This is a genomic window from Malonomonas rubra (assembly GCF_003247215.1).
GTDB lineage: Bacteria > Desulfobacterota > Desulfuromonadia > Desulfuromonadales > Geopsychrobacteraceae > Malonomonas > Malonomonas rubra_A.
Genome location: NZ_QKAP01000115.1, coordinates 14,971 through 33,822, shown reverse-complemented (window position 1 = coordinate 33,822; position 18,852 = coordinate 14,971). Strand labels below are relative to the sequence as shown.

General features: G+C 55.7%; 11 protein-coding genes. 7 read left to right on the top strand and 4 right to left on the bottom strand.

The window, feature by feature from the left end; all coding sequences use genetic code 11:
* Position 1 precedes the first annotated feature (1 nt).
* The 4 genes from hemC to Q7J88_RS11960 all read left to right on the top strand — a co-directional run bounded on the left by hemC (position 2) and on the right by Q7J88_RS11960 (position 4,076).
* A complete protein-coding gene (gene hemC / locus Q7J88_RS11975) occupies positions 2 to 952 on the top strand; it encodes a hydroxymethylbilane synthase (protein ID WP_303722463.1) in 951 nt (316 codons plus the stop codon).
* A 5-nt stretch (positions 953 to 957) separates the two neighbouring features.
* On the top strand, positions 958 to 2,475 hold the full coding sequence (cobA, locus tag Q7J88_RS11970; RefSeq protein ID WP_303722462.1) for a uroporphyrinogen-III C-methyltransferase: 1,518 nt from the start codon (positions 958 to 960) through the stop codon (positions 2,473 to 2,475).
* 28 nt (positions 2,476 to 2,503) lie between these two features.
* Positions 2,504 to 3,478, top strand: a complete 975-nt coding sequence (gene hemB / locus Q7J88_RS11965; RefSeq protein ID WP_303722461.1) for a porphobilinogen synthase — start codon at positions 2,504 to 2,506, stop codon at positions 3,476 to 3,478.
* A gap of 217 nt (positions 3,479 to 3,695) precedes the next feature.
* Positions 3,696 to 4,076, top strand: a complete 381-nt coding sequence (locus tag Q7J88_RS11960) for a glutathione S-transferase N-terminal domain-containing protein (RefSeq protein WP_303722460.1) — start codon at positions 3,696 to 3,698, stop codon at positions 4,074 to 4,076.
* 51 nt (positions 4,077 to 4,127) lie between these two features.
* On the opposite strand, the gene Q7J88_RS11955 is transcribed toward Q7J88_RS11960, so the two are convergent.
* From Q7J88_RS11955 to Q7J88_RS11945, 3 genes are read right to left on the bottom strand one after another with little or no spacing between them, the layout of a single operon-like run.
* The gene (locus Q7J88_RS11955) at positions 4,128 to 7,256 is read right to left on the bottom strand and encodes an efflux RND transporter permease subunit (RefSeq protein ID WP_303722459.1); all 3,129 of its coding nucleotides are present in this window, start codon (positions 7,254 to 7,256) and stop codon (positions 4,128 to 4,130) included.
* Between the two features lie 2 nt (positions 7,257 to 7,258).
* On the bottom strand, positions 7,259 to 8,428 hold the full coding sequence (locus Q7J88_RS11950) for an efflux RND transporter periplasmic adaptor subunit (protein ID WP_303722458.1): 1,170 nt from the start codon (positions 8,426 to 8,428) through the stop codon (positions 7,259 to 7,261).
* Positions 8,425 to 9,831: an efflux transporter outer membrane subunit gene (locus tag Q7J88_RS11945; RefSeq protein WP_303722457.1), complete on the bottom strand. Its 1,407-nt coding sequence runs from the start codon at positions 9,829 to 9,831 to the stop codon at positions 8,425 to 8,427. The genes Q7J88_RS11950 and Q7J88_RS11945 overlap by 4 nt, the downstream gene beginning before the upstream one ends.
* A gap of 295 nt (positions 9,832 to 10,126) precedes the next feature.
* Here Q7J88_RS11945 and Q7J88_RS11940 point away from each other — a divergent pair, with 295 nt between their 5' ends.
* Complete coding sequence (locus Q7J88_RS11940) at positions 10,127 to 11,404, top strand: pitrilysin family protein (RefSeq protein WP_303722456.1); 1,278 nt, start codon at positions 10,127 to 10,129, stop codon at positions 11,402 to 11,404.
* On the opposite strand, the gene Q7J88_RS11935 is transcribed toward Q7J88_RS11940, so the two are convergent.
* Entirely contained in the window at positions 11,405 to 14,215 is a 2,811-nt protein-coding gene (locus Q7J88_RS11935; protein WP_303722455.1) for a GPMC system transcriptional regulator, read from the bottom strand. It lies immediately after the preceding gene.
* Between the two features lie 309 nt (positions 14,216 to 14,524).
* Between Q7J88_RS11935 and Q7J88_RS11930 the strand changes: the two genes are divergently transcribed.
* Positions 14,525 to 16,597, top strand: coding sequence for an HDOD domain-containing protein (locus Q7J88_RS11930; RefSeq protein WP_303722454.1), 2,073 nt, complete (start codon positions 14,525 to 14,527; stop codon positions 16,595 to 16,597).
* 14 nt (positions 16,598 to 16,611) lie between these two features.
* On the top strand, positions 16,612 to 18,801 hold the full coding sequence (locus Q7J88_RS11925) for a bifunctional diguanylate cyclase/phosphodiesterase (protein WP_303722453.1): 2,190 nt from the start codon (positions 16,612 to 16,614) through the stop codon (positions 18,799 to 18,801).
* Positions 18,802 to 18,852 lie beyond the last annotated feature (51 nt).

Below are 18,852 nucleotides of genomic sequence, written 5' to 3'. Positions count from 1 at the left end.
TATGTCCCGTACCCTCCGCATCGGTACCCGCGCTAGCGCCCTCGCACTTTGGCAGGCCAACTGGGTCAAGCAAGAGCTGGAAAAGAAATACCCGGACCTGACTGTCACCCTAACCAAGATCAAGACCCAAGGGGACAAGATCCTCGACGTGCCGCTGGCTATGGTAGGTGGCAAGGGCCTGTTCGTCAAAGAAATTCAGGAAGCGATGCTGCGTAATGAAATCGATATCGCTGTGCACTCGATGAAGGACGTGCCGACATTTTTCCCTGAAGGAACCGGCCTGCGTTGCATTACCGAGCGGGAAGACCCGCGTGACATCGCGGTGCTGAAAGAGGGCTACGGCAGCTTTATGGATATCCGCCAGGGGGGGCGTGTCGGTACCAGCTCGCTGCGCCGCAAAGCGCAGCTGCTGAACATGCGCCCCGATCTGGAGATGGTCGATATCCGTGGCAATGTGCAGACCCGCCTCAGCAAGCTAGAAACGGAGAACCTCGATGCGGTCATTCTGGCTGCGGCCGGGATGGTACGGCTCGGTTTCGGTGACCAGATCAGTGAGTATTTCGACCCCAAAACCTGTCTGCCCGCGATCGGACAGGGCGCACTCGGTTTGGAGAGCCGGATAGATGATGACGTCACCAACGAGCTGATCGATTTCTTCAATCACCCACCGACTGCTTATGCCGTTACTGCCGAGCGGGCAGTACTGTCGACCCTCGAGGGCGGCTGCCAGGTTCCGATTGCCGCTTATGGCACCGTCACGGGAGACCAACTGGAACTGACCGCGCTTGTTTCAGATGTAGAGGGCAAGCAGATGATCAAGAAGACCGTCACCTGTCATGTTGATCAGGCGGAAGAGACTGGTATTGCGTTGGCCAAGCAGTTGCTCGAAGAAGGGGCCGGACCGATTCTCAATGAGGTCTACGGTTGCAAAACATTCGACGAGAAAGAATAGCTTCTTTGGCAATCGGAAAAGTTTATTTAATTGGAGCGGGGCCGGGTGATCCCGGCCTCTTGACCTTGAAGGGGAAACAGTGTCTGAAGAACGCGGATGTGGTCATTTACGATTATCTGGCCAATCCAGTGCTGTTGAATTATGCTCCCGCTGATTCCGAAAAGATTTACGTCGGCAAGGTGTGTGGCAACCATCACCTCCCCCAGGAGGAAACCAACGCCCTGCTGGCGGAGAAAGCGGTGGCAGGTTTGCAGGTGGTGCGCCTGAAAGGGGGAGACCCCTACATTTTTGGCCGGGGCGGAGAGGAAGCAGCCTACCTTAAGCAGCGGAACATCCCTTTCGAGGTGGTCCCCGGAGTTACCTCTGGATTCGCTGCAGCTGCCTATGCCGGCATCCCCCTGACTCACCGAGACATCAGCACCAGCGTTGCCTTGATCACCGGACACGAACGATCGGAGCGTAAACTCACCGGCCTCGACTGGGAAAGACTGGCGACTGGGCTCGGTACGCTAGTTTTTTACATGGGGCTGACCAACCTCAAGTTGATCAGTGGGAAGTTGATCGAGCACGGCTGTTCACCGCAGACGCCGGTGGCGGTGGTGCAGTGGGCGACCCTGCCGCGGCAGCGTACTCAGGTCGGCACTCTGGCAACCATCGTCGAGGATGTTGCCCGCGCCGGAATCGAAACTCCGGCGATCATTATTATCGGCGAAGTGGTTAAATACCGCGAAGATCTGCGCTGGTATGACAACCTGCCGCTGTTCGGTAAACGTTTTCTGATCACCCGCCCGCGTGTTCAGGCGGCCAATTTTGTGCAGAAACTTCAACAGCAGGGGGCCGAGACCATCTGTATCCCGACCATCGAGATTGCTCCTCCGGATGATTTGCAGCCGCTCGATCAGGCGGTCAAGGAGATTGCCAGCTTCGACAGTTTGATACTGACCTCGGCCAACGGTGTCGATGCCTTCTTCGAACGCATTGCGGCCAACCGACTGGATGTGCGCAGCCTCGCCGGGGTACAATTGGTAGCAGTAGGTCCGAAAACCGCCGAGGCGATCGAAAAGCGTGGCTTGCGGCCCGATCTGGTGCCAAAAATTTACCAGGCAGAAGGGCTGATCGAAGAGCTGTTGGCTGAAGGGGTGGCAGGGAAACGTTTCCTCTACCCGCGTGCCGAAATCGCCCGTACCCTTATTCCCGACAGCCTGCGGCAGGCAGGTGCCGAGGTAGTCGCTCCGGTCGCATATCGAACCATTCGACCGACCGGCAAAGAGGATATGATTCGTCACCTGCTGGTGGAAAGCGAGTTGGATGCCATCTGTTTCAGTTCACCATCTACCTTCGAGAATCTGCTCGAAATGTTTGGCGATGAACTGATAAAGCTGCAGGGGCGAGCGAAGTTTTTCTCAATCGGCTCGATCACATCCAAGGCGATTCGCAAGCATGGTTTTGCAGTGGATTTGGAGCCGGAGAAGTCGACCATCGATGATTTAGTGACGGCGATGGTCAAATATTATCAGGACTAAAAGACCCTTTTCGAAAAGGAGATTGCATATGTATTTTCCCAGCTACCGTCCCCGTCGTCTTCGTCGTAACGAGAATATCCGGCGTATGGTTCGTGAAACCCACCTGCGCGTCGATGACCTGATCTACCCGATGTTCAGCGCCTTTGGTGAGAACATCAAGAAAGAGATTCCTTCGATGCCTGGCATCTACCAGCAGTCGATCGAGAATATCGTCGCCGAGGCGAAAGAGGTTCATGAGTTGGGCATTCCAGCGGTGCTCCTGTTCGGTATCCCGGAAGAGAAGGACGCGGTTGGCTCCGATGCCTACAGTGAGACCGGCATTATCCAGAACACTATTCGCGCCATCAAGAAAGAGGTGCCGAAACTGACGGTGATTACCGACGTTTGCATGTGCGAGTATACAGACCACGGGCACTGTGGCATCATCAAGGATGGCGACGTCGACAACGACTCGACTTTGGAACTGCTGGCGAAAGAGGCGCTCTCCCACGCACAGGCCGGCGCCGATATCATTGCTCCGTCCGACATGATGGATGGTCGCATCGCTGCACTGCGCGACATCCTCGACGAGAACGGTTTCGAGCACATCCCGGTGATGAGCTATGCGGTCAAGTACGCCAGCGCTTACTACGGACCATTTCGCGACGCTGCCGAGAGCACGCCGACCTTCGGCGACCGGCGTACCTACCAAATGGATCCGGCCAACCGTATGGAAGCACTGCGCGAGGCGAATCAGGATGTCGCCGAGGCGGCCGATTTCCTGATGGTCAAGCCGGCGCTTGCCTACCTCGACATTCTGCGTGAGCTCAAAGACAACTTCGATCTGCCGCTGGTCGCCTACAACGTCTCCGGCGAGTACTCGATGGTCAAGGCGGCTGCCGAGAAGGGCTGGATCGACGGCGACCGGCTGATGATGGAGACTCTGCTCGGCATGAAGCGCGCTGGCGCCGACCTGATCATCACCTATCACGCCAAGGAAGCGGCGAAACTTTTGCAGGGCTAAACAGCCGGAACAGAATTACTTGAATAAAGACAGAAAGAGGACCGTTGGCAGCGACGGTCCTCTTTTCTGTTTTCAAGCGAAGGAGTAAAAAAATGTTCTGAGCGACTTGCCCGAAACCAGCTGTTTTGCGGATACTGGAAGTTATGGTGCAGGCTCTGCAACGCTTCGGACCGGTGCAAACAACGTAACCCATAGAGGTGAACGAGGAGATTCTTTGATGACAAGTATTCTCAAACCGAAAGTCTATATGAAGAGCACTTGTCCGTTCTGCTTCAAGTTTCTGCTCTTTTTGAGTGAGGCGGGCCTGCTCGAACAATTCGAGATCATCAGCGCGGACGGCAATGATGATGCGGAGATGGATAAATACCGCGAGTTCCTGCAAGAAGAAACCGGCCAGGCCGCGTCGTTCCCAACGGTCGAGATTGCACCTGGAGAATATCTCGCTGACTCCGATGTGTTGATCGATTATTTCGCCGCGAAGCATGAGATCGACAAAACGTCACTTCAGACCCTCGCCTATTATCTGCAGGGACCCTTTAAAGCGCAGATCTCCCTGTTCAAGGAGAATCGCGCCCTAAAAGAGCAGCTTGGGAGCTGAGTCTAGGAAAGCCCTCCCCCAGCTCTTTATGCGGCAGCCATTAGTAAATTTCTACATATTCGGTGCCTTGGACTTTTTGAAAAAGCCAACGAAGTCTTCTAGGATCAGATAGCTGGCCGGCACCAGCAACAGACTCAGTAAGGTGCCGAAGAGAATACCGAACCCGAGCGAGATCGCCATCGGGATCAGGAACTGGGCCTGGGTGCTGGTTTCCAGGAGCAGTGGTGCCAAGCCGGAAAAGGTAGTGATCGAGGTCAGCAGGATAGGTCGGAAGCGGGCTCCGCCGGCGGTCATCACTGCTTCGTGTAGCGGCACCCCTTCGCGACGCCGCCGGTTGATGAAGTCGACCAGCACCAGGCTGTCATTGACCACCACGCCGCAGAGCGCTAGGATGCCGAGCATGCTCATAAAGCTGAGGTTCATGCCCATGATCATGTGTCCGACGATCGCGCCGCCGACGCTGTAGGGAATGACCAGCATCACCATCAGCGGCTGCAGGTAGGATTTGAACGGGATCGCCAGCAGCGCGTAGACCGCGAACAGCACGAACAACACGCCGTACAGCAGGCTGCCGACCGACTCTTTCTGTTCGCGCAGCTCCCCTTCAAAGCTGTACCGGATACCGGGATAATCGAGCAACAGCTGATCGAGAAATACCCGCAAGTCGGACGCGATCCGGTTAACATCGACTTTCTGCTTGTCGGCGTCAGCAGTGACATTCAGCGCCCGGTTACGGTCGACGCGGCGGATGGTTGAAAAGCCGGTGCCGAGCTGGGCGTCGGCGACCTGGCTGAAGGGGACTTCGATTCCTTCAGTTGAGCGGATTTTCATCGTTTCCAGACTGGATAAATTTTCGCGCTGTTGCTTTGGATAACGGATCATCACTCGCACGTCATCGCGACCGCGCTGAATCCGTTGCGCTTCAGCGCCGAAAAAGGCGGCTCGCACCTGTCGTCCCAGGTCGCTCGAAGTCAGGCCGAGCAGCTCTGCTTCCGGTCTCAGCTTGAGTTGAATTTCCTGTTTGCCCTGATCGAAGCTATCCTGAATATCGTAGACGCCGGGATATTCGGCGAGGCGCTGCTGGATTGCCGCCGAAACCTCACTCAGGGCGGTAAAATCAGCGCCGGTCAGCTGTACGTCGATCGGGTCACCACTACGGCCGATTTCGGCGCGGAAGGTCAGTTCTTTGGCGCCGGGAATGACGCCGATCCGCTGCCGCCACTCGCTGACTATTTCATTGGTGGTAACGCTGCTCAACCGGTCTTCCGGTGGGACCAGCTCCATCGTCACCTGACCGACTTCCGGGTTGCCGCTGATCCCGGGATGACCGCCGCCGGTCCAGCCGATGCTGACCAGAATGTTCGATATCAGTGAGCGGGAACCGTCCGGTTCCTGAAACTTCTCCTGTAGTTCGAGGGCGATTTGCCCCATCCGTTCGACATGTTTGCGGGTTTGCTCGATGGAGGTTCCGGCCGGCATGCTCAGGGTGGCACGTGCAGTTTCACTCTGAATTCGCGGGAAAAAATTATAACCGTAACGACCGCTAACCACAAAGCTGACGATGATCAAAACCGCTGTAGTAAAAATGGAAAAGGTCAGGTGCCTCCGTTCGATCGCTTTCTTCAGCACCGGCTGGTAGCACTTATGAATGAACCGTTCCAGGGTATCGGCAACCCGAGCCTGCAGGCGCAGCAGCGGGCCGATTTTTTTCTTCTGCAGATGAACGTGGCGCAGGTGGGCCGGCAGGATCAGTTTCGACTCGATCCAGGAAAAGCAGAGTACCGGGATGATGATTAACGGAATCTGGGCGAAGATCGGTCCCCGCCGTCCCTCCATGAACAGCAGCGGCAAGAACGCCGCCACCGTGGTCAAAAGGCCGAAGGTGACCGGCACCGCAACCTCCTGGGCGCCCCTGATCACCGAATCGACGGTCTCGCCATGCTTTTTCAGGTGGGAATAGATATTCTCGCCGGTGATAATTGCGTCATCGACCACCATCCCGAGGACGACAATAAAAGCGAACAGACTGACCAGGTTGATAGTCACCCCGAGCATCGGCATTAGCGCCAAGGCACCCATGAAACTGATCGGGATGCCGGCGCAGACCCAGATGGCGATTGAGAAGCGCAGGAACAGCGAGAGGGTGAGGAAAATCAGAATACCCCCCTGGATAGCATTGTTGATCAGAGTGTTCAGACGCAGGTTGACGATCCGTGAGCGGTCGCGCCAGTAATCGAGGCTGATCCCCGGTGGCAGCTGCTCCTGTTTGTCGGCGACGTACTCGCGCACCGCCCGCCCGACTTCGAGGGCGCTCTGGTCACCGGTGCGATACACCTCGATCAACACTGCCGGATGGCCGTTGAACAGTGCGAACAGTGGTTCCTCGTCGAAGCCGTCGTGAATCAGCGCCAGATCACCCAACTTCAAGCGGGTTCCATCCGGATTGCTGCGCAGCGGGATGTCGGCAAACTGCCGGGCATCGTAGGCCTGGCCGCGGGTGCGCAGCAGAATCTCGCCGCCACTGGTTTTGATCGCCCCGGCGGGCAGGTCGACCGAAGAGCGCTGTACCGCGGTGACGATGTCGCTCAGGCTCAGATCATAGCTTTCCAGGGTGTGCTGATCGACCTCGATCGACATCTCGTACGGGCGGACCGCCACCAGGTCGGCCTGGCTGATTTCCGGCAGCGCGGTCAGGTCGTCGCGGATCAGCTCACCGAGCTGTCGCAGATCCCGTTCGATCAAGGCTCCGGCGACCACCACGGAGATGACCTCACGGCGAAATTCAAGGACTTTGTAACTGGGCCGTTCGACATCGTCCGGGAAAGTGGAGATGGCATCGACGCGGTTCTTGATGTCGTTGAGCAACTCGCGCGGGTCGTAGCCTTTTTCCACATCGACCCGCACTTCGCCGCTGCCTTCTTTGGCGCTGGAAGTCATTTCCTCGATCCCCTGCAGGTCGGAGATCGCTTCCTCGACTCGGATCACTACCGCCTCTTCCACCTCAGCGGGGGTGGCACCCCGATAGCGAAGGTCGATGGTGACGGTGTCGCGTTCGAATTCCGGAAATACCTCCAGCGGAACCAGCTCAAGCATCGACCAGAGGCCGAGGCCGATAATGATGGCCATCAGCAGATTCGCGGCGACCGGATTGTTGGCGAACCAGGAGATCATCCCTTTCATGCTCAGGACTCCGGCTGTGCAGTTTTGGCGGCGGCGATCTCGACCTTGATTCCGTTTGCGGCAAACGGCAGGGTGGTCAACGACAGCCGGTCGCCCGGTTGCAGCGGGCCACGGGCGATCAGGCTCTGCTCGTCGCGCCAGACAACTTCCAGCTCGCGGCGTTGCAGGCGGTTTTCCTTGTCAACCAGATAGATGGTTTGCTCACCGCGGACTGCATGGCGGGGGATAATAAAGACCTGTTCAAGGGTCTTGCCGAAAATTTCCGCTTCCAGAAACTGGCCTATTTTTAGCGGCGCCCGCTCACCGTGGCGGCGATAAGGATCATCGATCCGGGCGACGACGAACAGTTGGCGACTGCGGATATCGACGCTCCCTTCGGTGCGTACAAGACGCCCCGGCCAACGTTCCTCATGCTTGCCGATGCGGGCAATGAATTCGACCCGGGCACCTGCTTGAGATGCGCCGTTTTCTGGTAATTCGAGATAGAGCTGCTGCTCACTGGTGATCGGCAGGCGGACTTCGACACAGTCACTGGCGTAAATGTCGGCCAGGCTGCTTCCGGCAGAGACGTACTGACCGAAATCGACCTTTTTCTCCAGCACCCGCCCGGCATAGGGTGCGCTGATCCGGGTGCGTTCCAGGTCGAGCCGGGCTTGCTGTAAACGTGCTTCCGCGGCAGCCAGCTTTGCTTGAGCAGTCTCCAGCTGTGGAATGCGTAACACCAGCGGGTCGGGTTCGCCGGTCAGTTGCAACTTCTGCCAGTCGTTACGCGCCTGTTCACTCCGTGCTAGCTCTTCGGCGAGGGCTTGTTTCTGGATGGCCAGTTCGGCGCGGGCGATGGTCACGGCGTTCTGGTAATCCCGTGGGTCTATCTGCAGGAGAAGCTCGCCCTTGGCGAAGAAACCACCGTTGCGGAAATTTTCCGCTACCTCAATGATCCGGCCTGAGACTTCGGGCACCAGGCTGCTGCTAGTCAGCGGCGAGATGGTGCCGCGACTAAGTATTTTGACTTGATATGACTCTGGTTGCAGTGTTGCCACCTCGACGCTCGGCAACGGAACCGGCGGGCTTTTTCGCTCGGTCTCCGGGGCCGAGGCAATCAGACTGGCGGCAATGGCAATTCCCGTGAGCAGCACGATAAGTGGCAATAAAAAGTTGATCAGGCGTTTCATGGTGTCTCCATCCCCTCGTGCAACGGTATGAAAGTGCCGATTGGTCCTGCCAGGGCCAGGTGTAGATCGACCCGGTTCTCCAGTCGCAATCGGCTGGTGCGTAGCAGATTGCTGCGGGCACTGAAGGCCCGTCTTTGGGTTTCCAGCAGGGTGATAATCCCTTCCAACCCTTGTCGGTAGCGTTGCTCCGCCAAGTGCTGCGCTTCGTCGGCTTCACTAACTGTCTGTTGCAATGCTCGCTCCTGATTCCGCAAGCTGTCTTCTGAGGCAAGGGAGCCCTCGACTTCGCGAAACGCAGTCAGCAATTTTTCGGCATATGTGTTTAGTTGTTCGTCGAATTGTGCTTTTGTCAACTGCTGTTCAGCGGCTTTGCGACCGCCGTCGAACAAGGATTGAGTTGCTGAGGCTGCAAGACTCCAGACCAGATAATCCCAGTCGAGCAGTCGATAGAGGCGCTCACTGGCCGTCCCGGCACTGCCGGTCAGGGCAAAAGTAGGCAGGCGATTGCGTTGTGCGGCTGTCGTGCGCAGTTCGGCGGCTTGTAGCCGCAACTCGCTGGCCTGGATATCGGGACGGCGTTGCAGCAGGGTTGAAGGTAGGCCGACCGGAAGCTCTGCCGACAATTCTGGCAGTTGGTGCGAGGAGGCTAGCGAACCTGACGGGTAGCGACCGAGAAGCTGCTCTAGGGCACGTTGTCCACTGTCGAACAGCCTGGCTCGTTCTGCTTGGCTGGCCTGGGCGCTGCTCAGTTCGGAGCGCGCCAAGCGCAGATCGAGGGCGCTGGTCAGGCCGCTGCGGTATTGTTCCTCAATCACCTGCAGGCTTTGTTGGTAGGAGGCAACGATTTGTTCGGCCAGTCGCAGCTGCAGCCCTGCTTCGCACAGTTGAAACCAGCTGCGGGCGATGTTGGCCGCCAGCGATAGCTGCGCTGCACGGTAGTCGGTCTGTGTCGCTTTTGCTTCTGCAGTGGCGGCCCGAGCCGACAAGTCAAAGCGACCCCAGAGATCGATCTCCCATTGTACTCGGCCGGTCAGGGAAAAGCTGTTGTTTACTGAACCGCTGGGCTGGGTTTTCCTGCGTGCGGCAGAGCTATCAAGAATCGCCGTCGGGAGCAATTCCGCGCCGGCTTGTGTGGCCCGCGCTTGTGCCGCCCGGATGCGTGCCGCGGCAGATTGAAGGCTGAAATTGTTCTGCAACCCTTCAGTGATCAGGCGGTACAAAGTTGGGTCCGTAAAGCTGTCGAGCCAGGCGCCCGGTTCACTCTGGTCAGCAGTGGGAGCTGCTGTCCAAGTGGGCGGCTGCGGAAACTCGGATAATGTTTTTTTCTGCGTAAATAGCTGAGGTTGGCAGCCGGAGATCAGCAGCAGGGGTATGAGCAGGGGTATGAGCAGAGTACGGGACACCTTAGTTCTTCTCGTTGTTGGTTGGCATTTTCTTTTCAATAGCTCTACGTGACCAAACTGTCAAAGTAAATCACTCTTTTTAGCATGATTCTAACAGGGCCGGCCCCGGTTCCGCCAGCCACGGACATGCTGTCTCGGTTACGATGCCGTTTCAGGGCTGGAATCTGGCTTCCTGTTTATGGCTTGGAGCAAGAGTGCACTGGTGGCAGATGTCTGATTCTGCTGGCATTTCTAACCTAACTGTTTTACTTTGCCTGCCTGTGTTGAATTTACACTGAACCAAGGCTAAAAGGAAATGTCCGAATATTTTATTAATACTCTGGAGAACGGTATCCGGTTAGTGACTGTACCGATGCCGCAGCTGCACGCGGCAGAGCTGGTCTGTTATCTAGCGGTCGGGGGCCGTAACGAACCAGCTGAGTTCTCAGGTATTTCCCATTTTCTTGAACATATGATTTTCCGGGGCACCGCCGAATATGCCACCAGCACCGATTTGGAGCGGGCCTTTGAGGCAATTGGCGGGGCGGTCAACGCTTCGACCGATGCCGAGACGACCTGCTTCCATTCCCGAATCCATCCCGACTACCTGGCGGATGGGTTGGCTTTGTTCGCCTCGATGTTGCGGCGACCGCTGTTCAATGACATCGATGTTGAGCGGAGGATCATCCTTGAAGAAGCGCGCGAGGATTACAATGAAAAAGAGGTACAGATCAACCTCGACAACCTGATGGTCAATCTGCTTTGGCCAGGCCACCCGCTCGGCGATTCGCTGATCGGTACCCCGGAGACTCTGGCCCGCATCGATCGCACGGCTTTAGAGGACTACTATCGCAACTGGTATCTGCCGCAGAACCTGGTGATTTGCGCCTGTGGCCGGATCAAGCAGGATCAGCTGCTGGAACAGGTAGAGAGGGAGTTCGGCGATTGGGCACCACAGCCGTTGCAGAAAGCCGAGCCGGCTCCGGTGGTGGACTCCTCCGTGCCGAAGTGTTGTTGGGTGGCTGATTCCGATTCGCAGATCAGTGTGCAGTTGGCTTTTCCGTTGGCTGGTCGGCGGGACGAACGAACATTGGCGCTGCGCGTATTGCGCCGCCTGCTGTCATGGGGAGGTGGAGCGCGGCTTCCCTTGCGATTAAGAGAACAACTCGGTTTGACATACGCGGTAGAGGCAAACTGCTCGATGCTTGACGATACCGGGTATCTGGTCATCGATCTGGCTGTTGCGCCGGAGAATTTACAACAGTCGCTCGCTGAACTTTTGCAGGTTCTACAAGAGTTGCGTGAACAACCGGTGCCTGATGAAGAACTGGAAGCAACGGTGCGTGGCTACCTGTTCGATCTCGACTTTTCCCGCGACCAGACCGAGGCGCTGGCAGTCCGCTACGGTTGGGGGTTGCAGGCCAATTATTTAAGGACTCTGGAACAGGACCGGAGCGAATTGCAGCAGATCACTGCTGATCAGCTGCAGCAGGTCGCCGCTGAGGTGCTTCGGCCGGAAGCGTTGAAGTTGGTTGTAGTCGGCCCGTGGACCGCTGCTGACCGTGCAGCTGTCGAGCGGTTAATCGGCTGCTGATCAGCTGATGCGGATCGTTTTGTAGAGGAAGTTCTTAAAGCGGAAAAAAACCTTCCGCTCTTCAGCTGTTTTGTCGGCCGGATCGCAGGCTTTTAGCATTCGTGCCAGTTTCGGCATGCTGCTGGCTCCCTTCTGGCGCGCTTCCTCGATCACCTTCAGTACAACCTCGCGGGTCAGCTCCTTTTGAGAATAGGGATGGTAGATCGCTTGCCAGAAGTCCTGCTCTTCGCTCTCGATACGTTGCAGAATCTCTTTTCCCAGCTGTTGTTCCAGAACCTCTTTCTTGTCCGGGCTGTGGTAGCCGCTTTGTGGTTGCAGGGCTTTTTCGATATCCGCTTTCTGGATGAACCGCCCACTTCGGAACAGCATCGCGCGCAACAGGATGCTACGTAGTTCGCGCATGTTGCCGGTGTAGTAGTGCTGTGACAACAGCTGCTTGGCGTCCGGACCGAGAATCGGAGCATCTTCGCTCCCCTGTCCAGTTCGATGATAAACCTGAAATAGCCTGCCGAGAAAGTGGACCGCCAAGTCGGGGATGTCTTCACGCCGCTCGTTGAGCGAGGGAACTTCGATGATCAACTCCGAAAGACGGTGGTAAAGATCCTCGCGAAATTTCCCTTCAGCGATCAGTTGGCGCAGGTCGCGGTTGGTGCCTGCGACCAGCAGTGCCTGGGAGTGGCGGGTGATATTCTCTCCCAGTCGGACGAATTCGCCGCTATCGAGAAATCGCAGCAGCTGTACCTGGGTTTTTGGATCGGCGTCGCCGATCTCATCAAGAAAGACCACCCCACCGTGGGCCTCTTCCAGAATGCCGCGGCGGTCGGTGTGAGCGCCGGTGAAGGCGCCACGCTTGTGGCCGAACAGTTCCGAGTAGGTCAGCTCGCCGCTGTAGGCAGCGATGTTGGTTTTTTTCAGCGGCAGGGTGCCCTGGCCCGGCAGCAACTCCCGGTAGATGCGGTTGAGCTGAGTGAACAGGTTGTTGAATAGAAACTCCTTGCCCGACCCGGTTTCGCCAGTGATCAGGATTGATGGCAGGCCTAGAAATTCACCTTTTTCGTGGAGGTCCGACTGCTTCCACATTGCCAGGCGCTGGCATAGCGGTGGGGTGATCCGTTGAATGGTTTCGATGATCGACTGAGCTTTTTGGGAGTTGCCGATGATGTTGCCGAGCCGGTATGAGGAGATGCTCGGGTCCTTGTAGTCGACATCCTGGCGCAGACGGTCAATTTCGCCAGTCAGCTGTTCGACTTTCTGTAGCATCGCCAAGTGATGGCCGATCATCCGTTCGATGATCAACAGGATGCGGCGGTGCTCACCAGTAAAGTAGTGCGGTTTGCGGCTGTCGAGGCAGATGACCGCCAGGACTTCCTCATCGTAAATCACCGGGACGGCGATCTCGCTGCGGATCGCATCCGTTACCGGCAGATAGAAGCCGTTGCAGGCCTCCTTGTCCTGGGTGTCGGGCAGGATCGCTGGTTTTCCCGAGGCGGCGACCGAGCCGGTCAAACTACGCTGGTCTTCCGGCAGTTCGACACCGCCGACCCTGATCGGCGGAATATATTTTTTTAGCCAGTCTTTGTGTTTGGCACCGATCAGGTTGCCTTGGGCATCATCGACCAGCAGCCAACGCTCGCCTTCCTGTTTGCGTACCAAAGCAATGCTGCCGGTATCAGCGCCGATCAACTGGGTCGCCTTGGATAGTACGCGTCTCAGAAAGGGCTGCAACCCGTCACCCGCTTGCTGCAGCAGATCGCCAATTTCCGAGAGGATCTGCACCTCAAGGTGCTCGTCACCGATCTCCTGAACGACGCGTTGTGCCATTTCCGCATGTGATTCGAGCAAGCCTCTTTCGAACTGGCTGAAGTCGTAGTTTTCTTTGGTGTAGTAGTTGACTAGGCAGATTAGTCGCCGGGTTTCCGGGTCGAAGCGGGGTACCATGTAGAGCGATTTAAGACCTAATTTTTCGGTCAAGAATTGTTTCTGCAACGGTTCCGAGACCAGGTCCTGAATATAGTGTGGCGAGAGCAGACTGTCATCGACGATCACGCCGGCGCGGTCGATAAAGCGGGAGACCAGCGATTGCCCAGGGCTTAGGTTGATCAGTCGTTCACGCTCGTAGAGTTGGCCAGCCTTGCTCTCTTTTGAGTAGGCGGCAAGAATCTGCAACGTTCCTTCTCTTTCTTCCGAGGCGGACAATGGAATTAGCACCGATGCAAGTGCGACCTGATCGATCAGGTTTGCTGCCGATTGCATCATGAACAGCGCGGCTTCCCTTTTTTTGGCTTCGTCGACCCGGCGGGCCAACTGCAGCTGTTGGTGATATTTTCGCGCACGGTTCAGCGTCGGAGTGATTGTCGTCAGCAGTTTGCGTAGCTGCTCAAGCACCTCGCTGGATGGAAACTCTCCGGGCTCTCCCCGATCGAGGCATAGGACTCCGATCGAGCGTGCCTGATGTGTGAGAGGTAGCATGTAGCTGGCGCCAGCTTGTTGATTGCCACTGTCGATCGGCAGGTCATCCGGATGCTGGCTTAAATCTTCGATCGCCAGTTCCTGTTGTTGCCGGTAAACTTGGGCGATCAGGTAGTGTTCGTCATTGATCGGAAAAGCTTTCTCTTTAATTTGTACCACCTCGCCTCCCGCTGCGGCGACGCAGGTGAGGGCTCCATGGGTCAAGTCCTCCAGATAGATTCGATAGCGCCCCGCAACTAGCAGCTGCACCGCTTCGATCAATTTGTGCAGAATCTCTTCAAGATTTTCTTTTCCGAACCGGTCAATCTGATCGATCAGTTGCGCTATCTGGGTTTGGATCATTGTGCTGCTCCATGACTGAGTACTTTTTTTACTCGGCGGAGTGTAGCTGTGTTTGAGGCCATTGTCAAAATCAGTATCTTATAGCAAGAGGTATTGTTTTCTTCTGTTTGCTTAAAATAGTGGTTAATTAAAATCGCTAAGAATTTTTCGGTAGTATTTACGGGGAGTTCTAAGTGCCTGAATATTAACATAAATTATCCATATATTGGTTGCTGATGGCAGTTGTTTTGCTGATAATAGAAAAGGGGCTACATTTGCTTTTGTTGCAGGATGGGGCTCGCCGACGCTAACCTCTGAATTTAAGTTTTTATGAATCGAGTAGCTATTCCATACAGCGAGCAGGCTGTCGCCAAGCTGCTGTGCATGCCACAGGTCCTTGTTTCTCTTATCGAGTCATGCTTGGCGGGCAGTAGTACGCAGACTCTGGCGGATATCGTTCTACGGGATGCCGCCCTCTGTGCGCGGGTAATTCAGGCTGCCAGCAAAGGGGGAACGGTCGAAATCGATCCTGTCGAGCCGGTGACGTCATCGATCCAGCAGCTGGGCACGCCGGTGTTAACAGGAATTGCTCTGCAGGCCGCAAAGCAGATTGTGGCTCATGAATTCTCCCCCGCAGCCCTGACCTATCTGAATAATCTTTGGTTTTCGGCGGGTGTTGCTGGCCAGGTTGCCCGGTGCTTAGCGCCGACGGTCGGGTACCTGCATATCGAGGAGGCTCAGCTCTGTGGCCTGCTGCTCAACCTTGGCATGCAGCTGCAGTTTTCCAGCTATGGGGGGACCTACGCTGAGTTGGCGGAGCAGGCCTGCTGCAGTCCTGAATTGTGCGCCCTTGAGCAGGAGGTTTACCAGACCAACCACTTGCAAATAGCGGTGGAGGTAATCGATGCCTGGCGGCTCGATTCATTTCTGGTTGATGCGATTCGTTTTCTTCATAATGATGTCGCCGAGATCGAGAGCTGCGGGCAGTTGCTCAAAATCGCCCGACTCGCGCAGGAGGTCTGTCGGCAGCCGCAGCAGCTGAGTTCTTCCACTGCGCAATTGGCCGAGAACCTGTTCCAGTTCAGTCGGAGCGAGTGCGATTATCTGTTTCGTTGGGCCCACGGGTTGTATCAGAGCAAAGCGCCAGCAAATGATATTAAGCAGTTGTTTGCCGAACTTAAGCAGACCAAGGGGGCGTTAGTCGATCTCATTTTCGCTCTTGCTGATCAGGAAGGTGCCCGTGCGCGACTGCTTGGCGCCAATCGGCCGGAAGAGCTGGTCCGCGAAGCACGAGCCTTGTACCTGGAAAACTGCTCAGCCAACGAAGCGGTCTTTTTACTTGTCGATCATAAAAACGACCAGCTGTCCGGGATTGTGGCTGCAGGGCAAACACGCCTGGTCAGTGAGCTGAAAATTCCACTTGATGCTTCGTTGAGTCTTGTGGTGCAATCTTTGATTCGTGGCGAGGTCATTAGCAGTTTTGAAACCGAGCAAAAGTTGTCGATCACTGATCAACTGCTGACACGGATCTGTGGCAACAAGGGGTTCTGTTGTCAGCCGTTTCGCCTTGACGGTCGACCGTTGGGAGCAGTGGTCCTTGGTGTGAGTGGCAAACAGGATCAAAAAGATTTGAGAAGTTTGCGGATGCAGATGTTCGGACAGGTTGTTAGTGAGGCTGTGGCTCAGCTTTCCAACGGGGTGCAGGATCGTTTCAGCGAGGGGAACGGTTTATTGCGCCGGGTTAGTCATGAATTGAGCAGCCCGTTGACCATTATCGGCAACTATGCTGAAGTTATAAGCCATCTTCTGGTCGATGAGGAGCATCGTAAGATGGCCGGTACGATTAAACGCGAAGTCCGGCGTGTAGACGATGTGCTGACCTATTACCTCAACCAGCAGGAATTGCCGCCGTTTCCAGACAAGAATGTCAGTCTCAATCAACTGGTTTATGAGGCGGTCGATGTATTGCAGGAGTCCGACTTACAGCCGCGCCAGATCGAAGTCCGGTTCGATTTGAAAGATGATCTGGAGCGGGTGGTCACCAACGGCACGCTGGTGAAACAGGTATTGGTCAATCTGCTGAAGAATGCGGCGGAAGCGGTTGCTGCCGGTGGTGAAATCGTTCTGAAAACGCGCGACAGTTTCTGCATAGATGGTGGCCGTTATGCCGAGATTGTGGTGCAGGATAACAGTGCTGGTATAGAGCGCCAGCTTCAGAACAAGTTGTTCCGGCCGGTGGTCAGTACCAAAGGGCCGGGGCATGCCGGAGTCAGTTTAAGTATCGTCAAGGGGATGGTTGATGACTTGGGGGCCCGGATGAGCTATCATAGCTCTCCCACATCGGGGACCTGTTTTCATCTGCAAATCCCCTTAGGTGATGATATCTTTCCTGCTGTCGAATAGATATAGGGGGGAGTTTGCTAGCCAAGCGCATCGTTGGGGCCTTTGCTCCCGAGAAAATCAAGCTGTCGCGAATCCTGATCGTCGACGATCAGCAGGCGGTGCTCGAGAGTATGCATGCGCTGTTGCGGATCAGTGGTTATCAAGTTGAAATGGCAAGTAGCGGGGCGCGGGCGCTTGAGTTCCTGAAGGAAGGAGACTTCAATCTAGTGCTGCTCGACTTGCGCATGCCGGTCGTCGATGGTCATAGCGTGCTGAGTGCTATCGGTGAGCAGGGGATCGATGTCGAAGTGATCGTCGTCAGCGGGGAAACCTCTTTTTTCGCTGTTAAAAGTGCAATGCGCAACGGCGCTTACGATTTTATCCGCAAGCCTTACGAGCCGGAAGAGCTGTTAACAACCATCAACAACGCGCTGGAGCACTACTGGCAATCCCGGCAGCGGCTTGTCGCCGAGGAAAACCTGCAGAGATCTGAGAGCCTCCATCGCTTTATCGTCAATAATTCACCCGATTTTATCTATATGCTCGACGCGAAGGGGATGTTCACTTACGTCAATGACAAGGCGGAGGAGCTTTTGGGCTACAAGCGCAGTGAATTGCTCGCTACGCATTTCTCCAGGTTGATTCATCCCCATAATGCTGATGATATCTACAATTTTTTTGCCGAACAGCGTAGCGGGACGCGGTCAACGACCAATACCGAAATCCGCTTGCAGGTGAATCAGGCCAGTCGCCAAGTGAAGTGCCTGGATAATTTCGAGCTGCTGGTAGAGCTGAATGCCAAGGGAATCTACGAGGTTTCGGAAGATGGTCAGCGGTTTTTCACCGGTACTCTAGGCTGCGCGCGTGATATCACCGCCCGGAAACGCTCCGAGGCACAGGTCAGCTATCAGGCCTATCATGACATGTTGACTAGCCTGCCAAACCGTTTGCTGTTCAACGACCGCATTAACCAGGTATTTGCTCACGCTCGACGGAATCGACAGAAATTCGCGCTGCTGTTTCTCGACCTCGATCGTTTCAAGGAGATCAACGACACCCTTGGGCATGCGATGGGAGATCTGGTCCTGCAACAAGCCTCGCAGCGGATTCTCGATTGCCTGCGGGAGGAAGATACCCTCTGCCGCTTTGGTGGTGACGAGTTTGCCCTGCTGTTGCCAGATGTCGAAACCAAGCAGAACGTAGCGGCGGTCGCAGAAAAGATCATCCGTGCGGTGCGGCAGCCGTTCCATGTCAAGGAACATGAGCTGTTCCTCAGCATGAGTATCGGTGTCGCCATCTATCCGAAGGCGGGGGAAACAACAGACAGCCTGCTGCAGAGCGCTGATATAGCGATGTATCACGTCAAATCGAACGGTAAGGACGGATACTGTTTCTACAGTGACGCCATGGATGGCAGTGATTCAACCTTTCTTTCGGTTGAACGTGATCTTTATCTGGCCTTGGAGAAAAATCAGTTTGAAGTCTTTTTCCAGCCGAAGGTCGATCCAACCAACCATGTTATTATCGGCATGGAAGCTCTGCTGCGCTGGCGTCACCCGGAAAAGGGCCTGATCTTTCCCGGCGATTTTATCTGGATAGCCGAAGAATCGAAGCTGATTGTTCCGATCGGCGATTGGGTTTTGCAGACTATTTGTAAAGAGCTGGTGCGCTGGCAGCGCAAGGGTCTGCCCGAATTGAAGATTTCGGTCAATATCTCTCCGGTACAGCTGGAGCAAGAGGACTTCGTACAGAATTTTATCGAACTTCTTCAGCGTTACGGCTTGCGAGCATCGATCTTTGAGTTGGAAGTCACCGAGAAGGGACTGCTCAAGGGGTATAGCGAAATGGTCAAAAATTTGCGCCAGCTGCGTGAGTACGGCTTCTCAGTGGCGATTGATGATTTTGGTCGAGGGTACTCGTCCCTCAGTTATCTGCAGAATTTTCCGGTCAATACCTTGAAGATCGATCGCTCATTTGTCCGCGAAATACAAGAGGAGAGCAAAGAGTCCTGTGTTGTCAACGCCATCGCCATGATGGCCAAAGGACTCAATCTGCACATCGTTGCAGAGGGGGTCGAGAACCTGCTGCAACTAGATTATCTTCGCAACCTCGGTTGTTGCGAGGTGCAGGGGTATCTATACGGTAAGGCATTGTCGGCCAGTGACACCCTAGCCATCTTCAGCGAGCGCCCTGCCGAAGGGCCACATTTTATCCTGCCTAATTAACTCGCCATGCTGCTGCCGGTCACGTAGGCAGAGGATTTATCGATCGGTCTT

What these genes read in the sequence shown, in the direction of transcription:
- Q7J88_RS11950 (WP_303722458.1), bottom strand. Translation starts at nt 8,428, where the DNA reads ATGAAACGCCTGATCAACTTTTTATTGCCACTTATCGTGCTGCTCACG.
- Q7J88_RS11940 (WP_303722456.1), top strand. Translation starts at nt 10,127, where the DNA reads ATGTCCGAATATTTTATTAATACTCTGGAGAACGGTATCCGGTTAGTG.
- Q7J88_RS11935 (WP_303722455.1), bottom strand. Translation starts at nt 14,215, where the DNA reads ATGATCCAAACCCAGATAGCGCAACTGATCGATCAGATTGACCGGTTC.
- Q7J88_RS11960 (WP_303722460.1), top strand. Translation starts at nt 3,696, where the DNA reads ATGACAAGTATTCTCAAACCGAAAGTCTATATGAAGAGCACTTGTCCG.
- hemB (WP_303722461.1), top strand. Translation starts at nt 2,504, where the DNA reads ATGTATTTTCCCAGCTACCGTCCCCGTCGTCTTCGTCGTAACGAGAAT.
- hemC (WP_303722463.1), top strand. Translation starts at nt 2, where the DNA reads ATGTCCCGTACCCTCCGCATCGGTACCCGCGCTAGCGCCCTCGCACTT.
- Q7J88_RS11930 (WP_303722454.1), top strand. Translation starts at nt 14,525, where the DNA reads ATGAATCGAGTAGCTATTCCATACAGCGAGCAGGCTGTCGCCAAGCTG.
- Q7J88_RS11955 (WP_303722459.1), bottom strand. Translation starts at nt 7,256, where the DNA reads ATGAAAGGGATGATCTCCTGGTTCGCCAACAATCCGGTCGCCGCGAAT.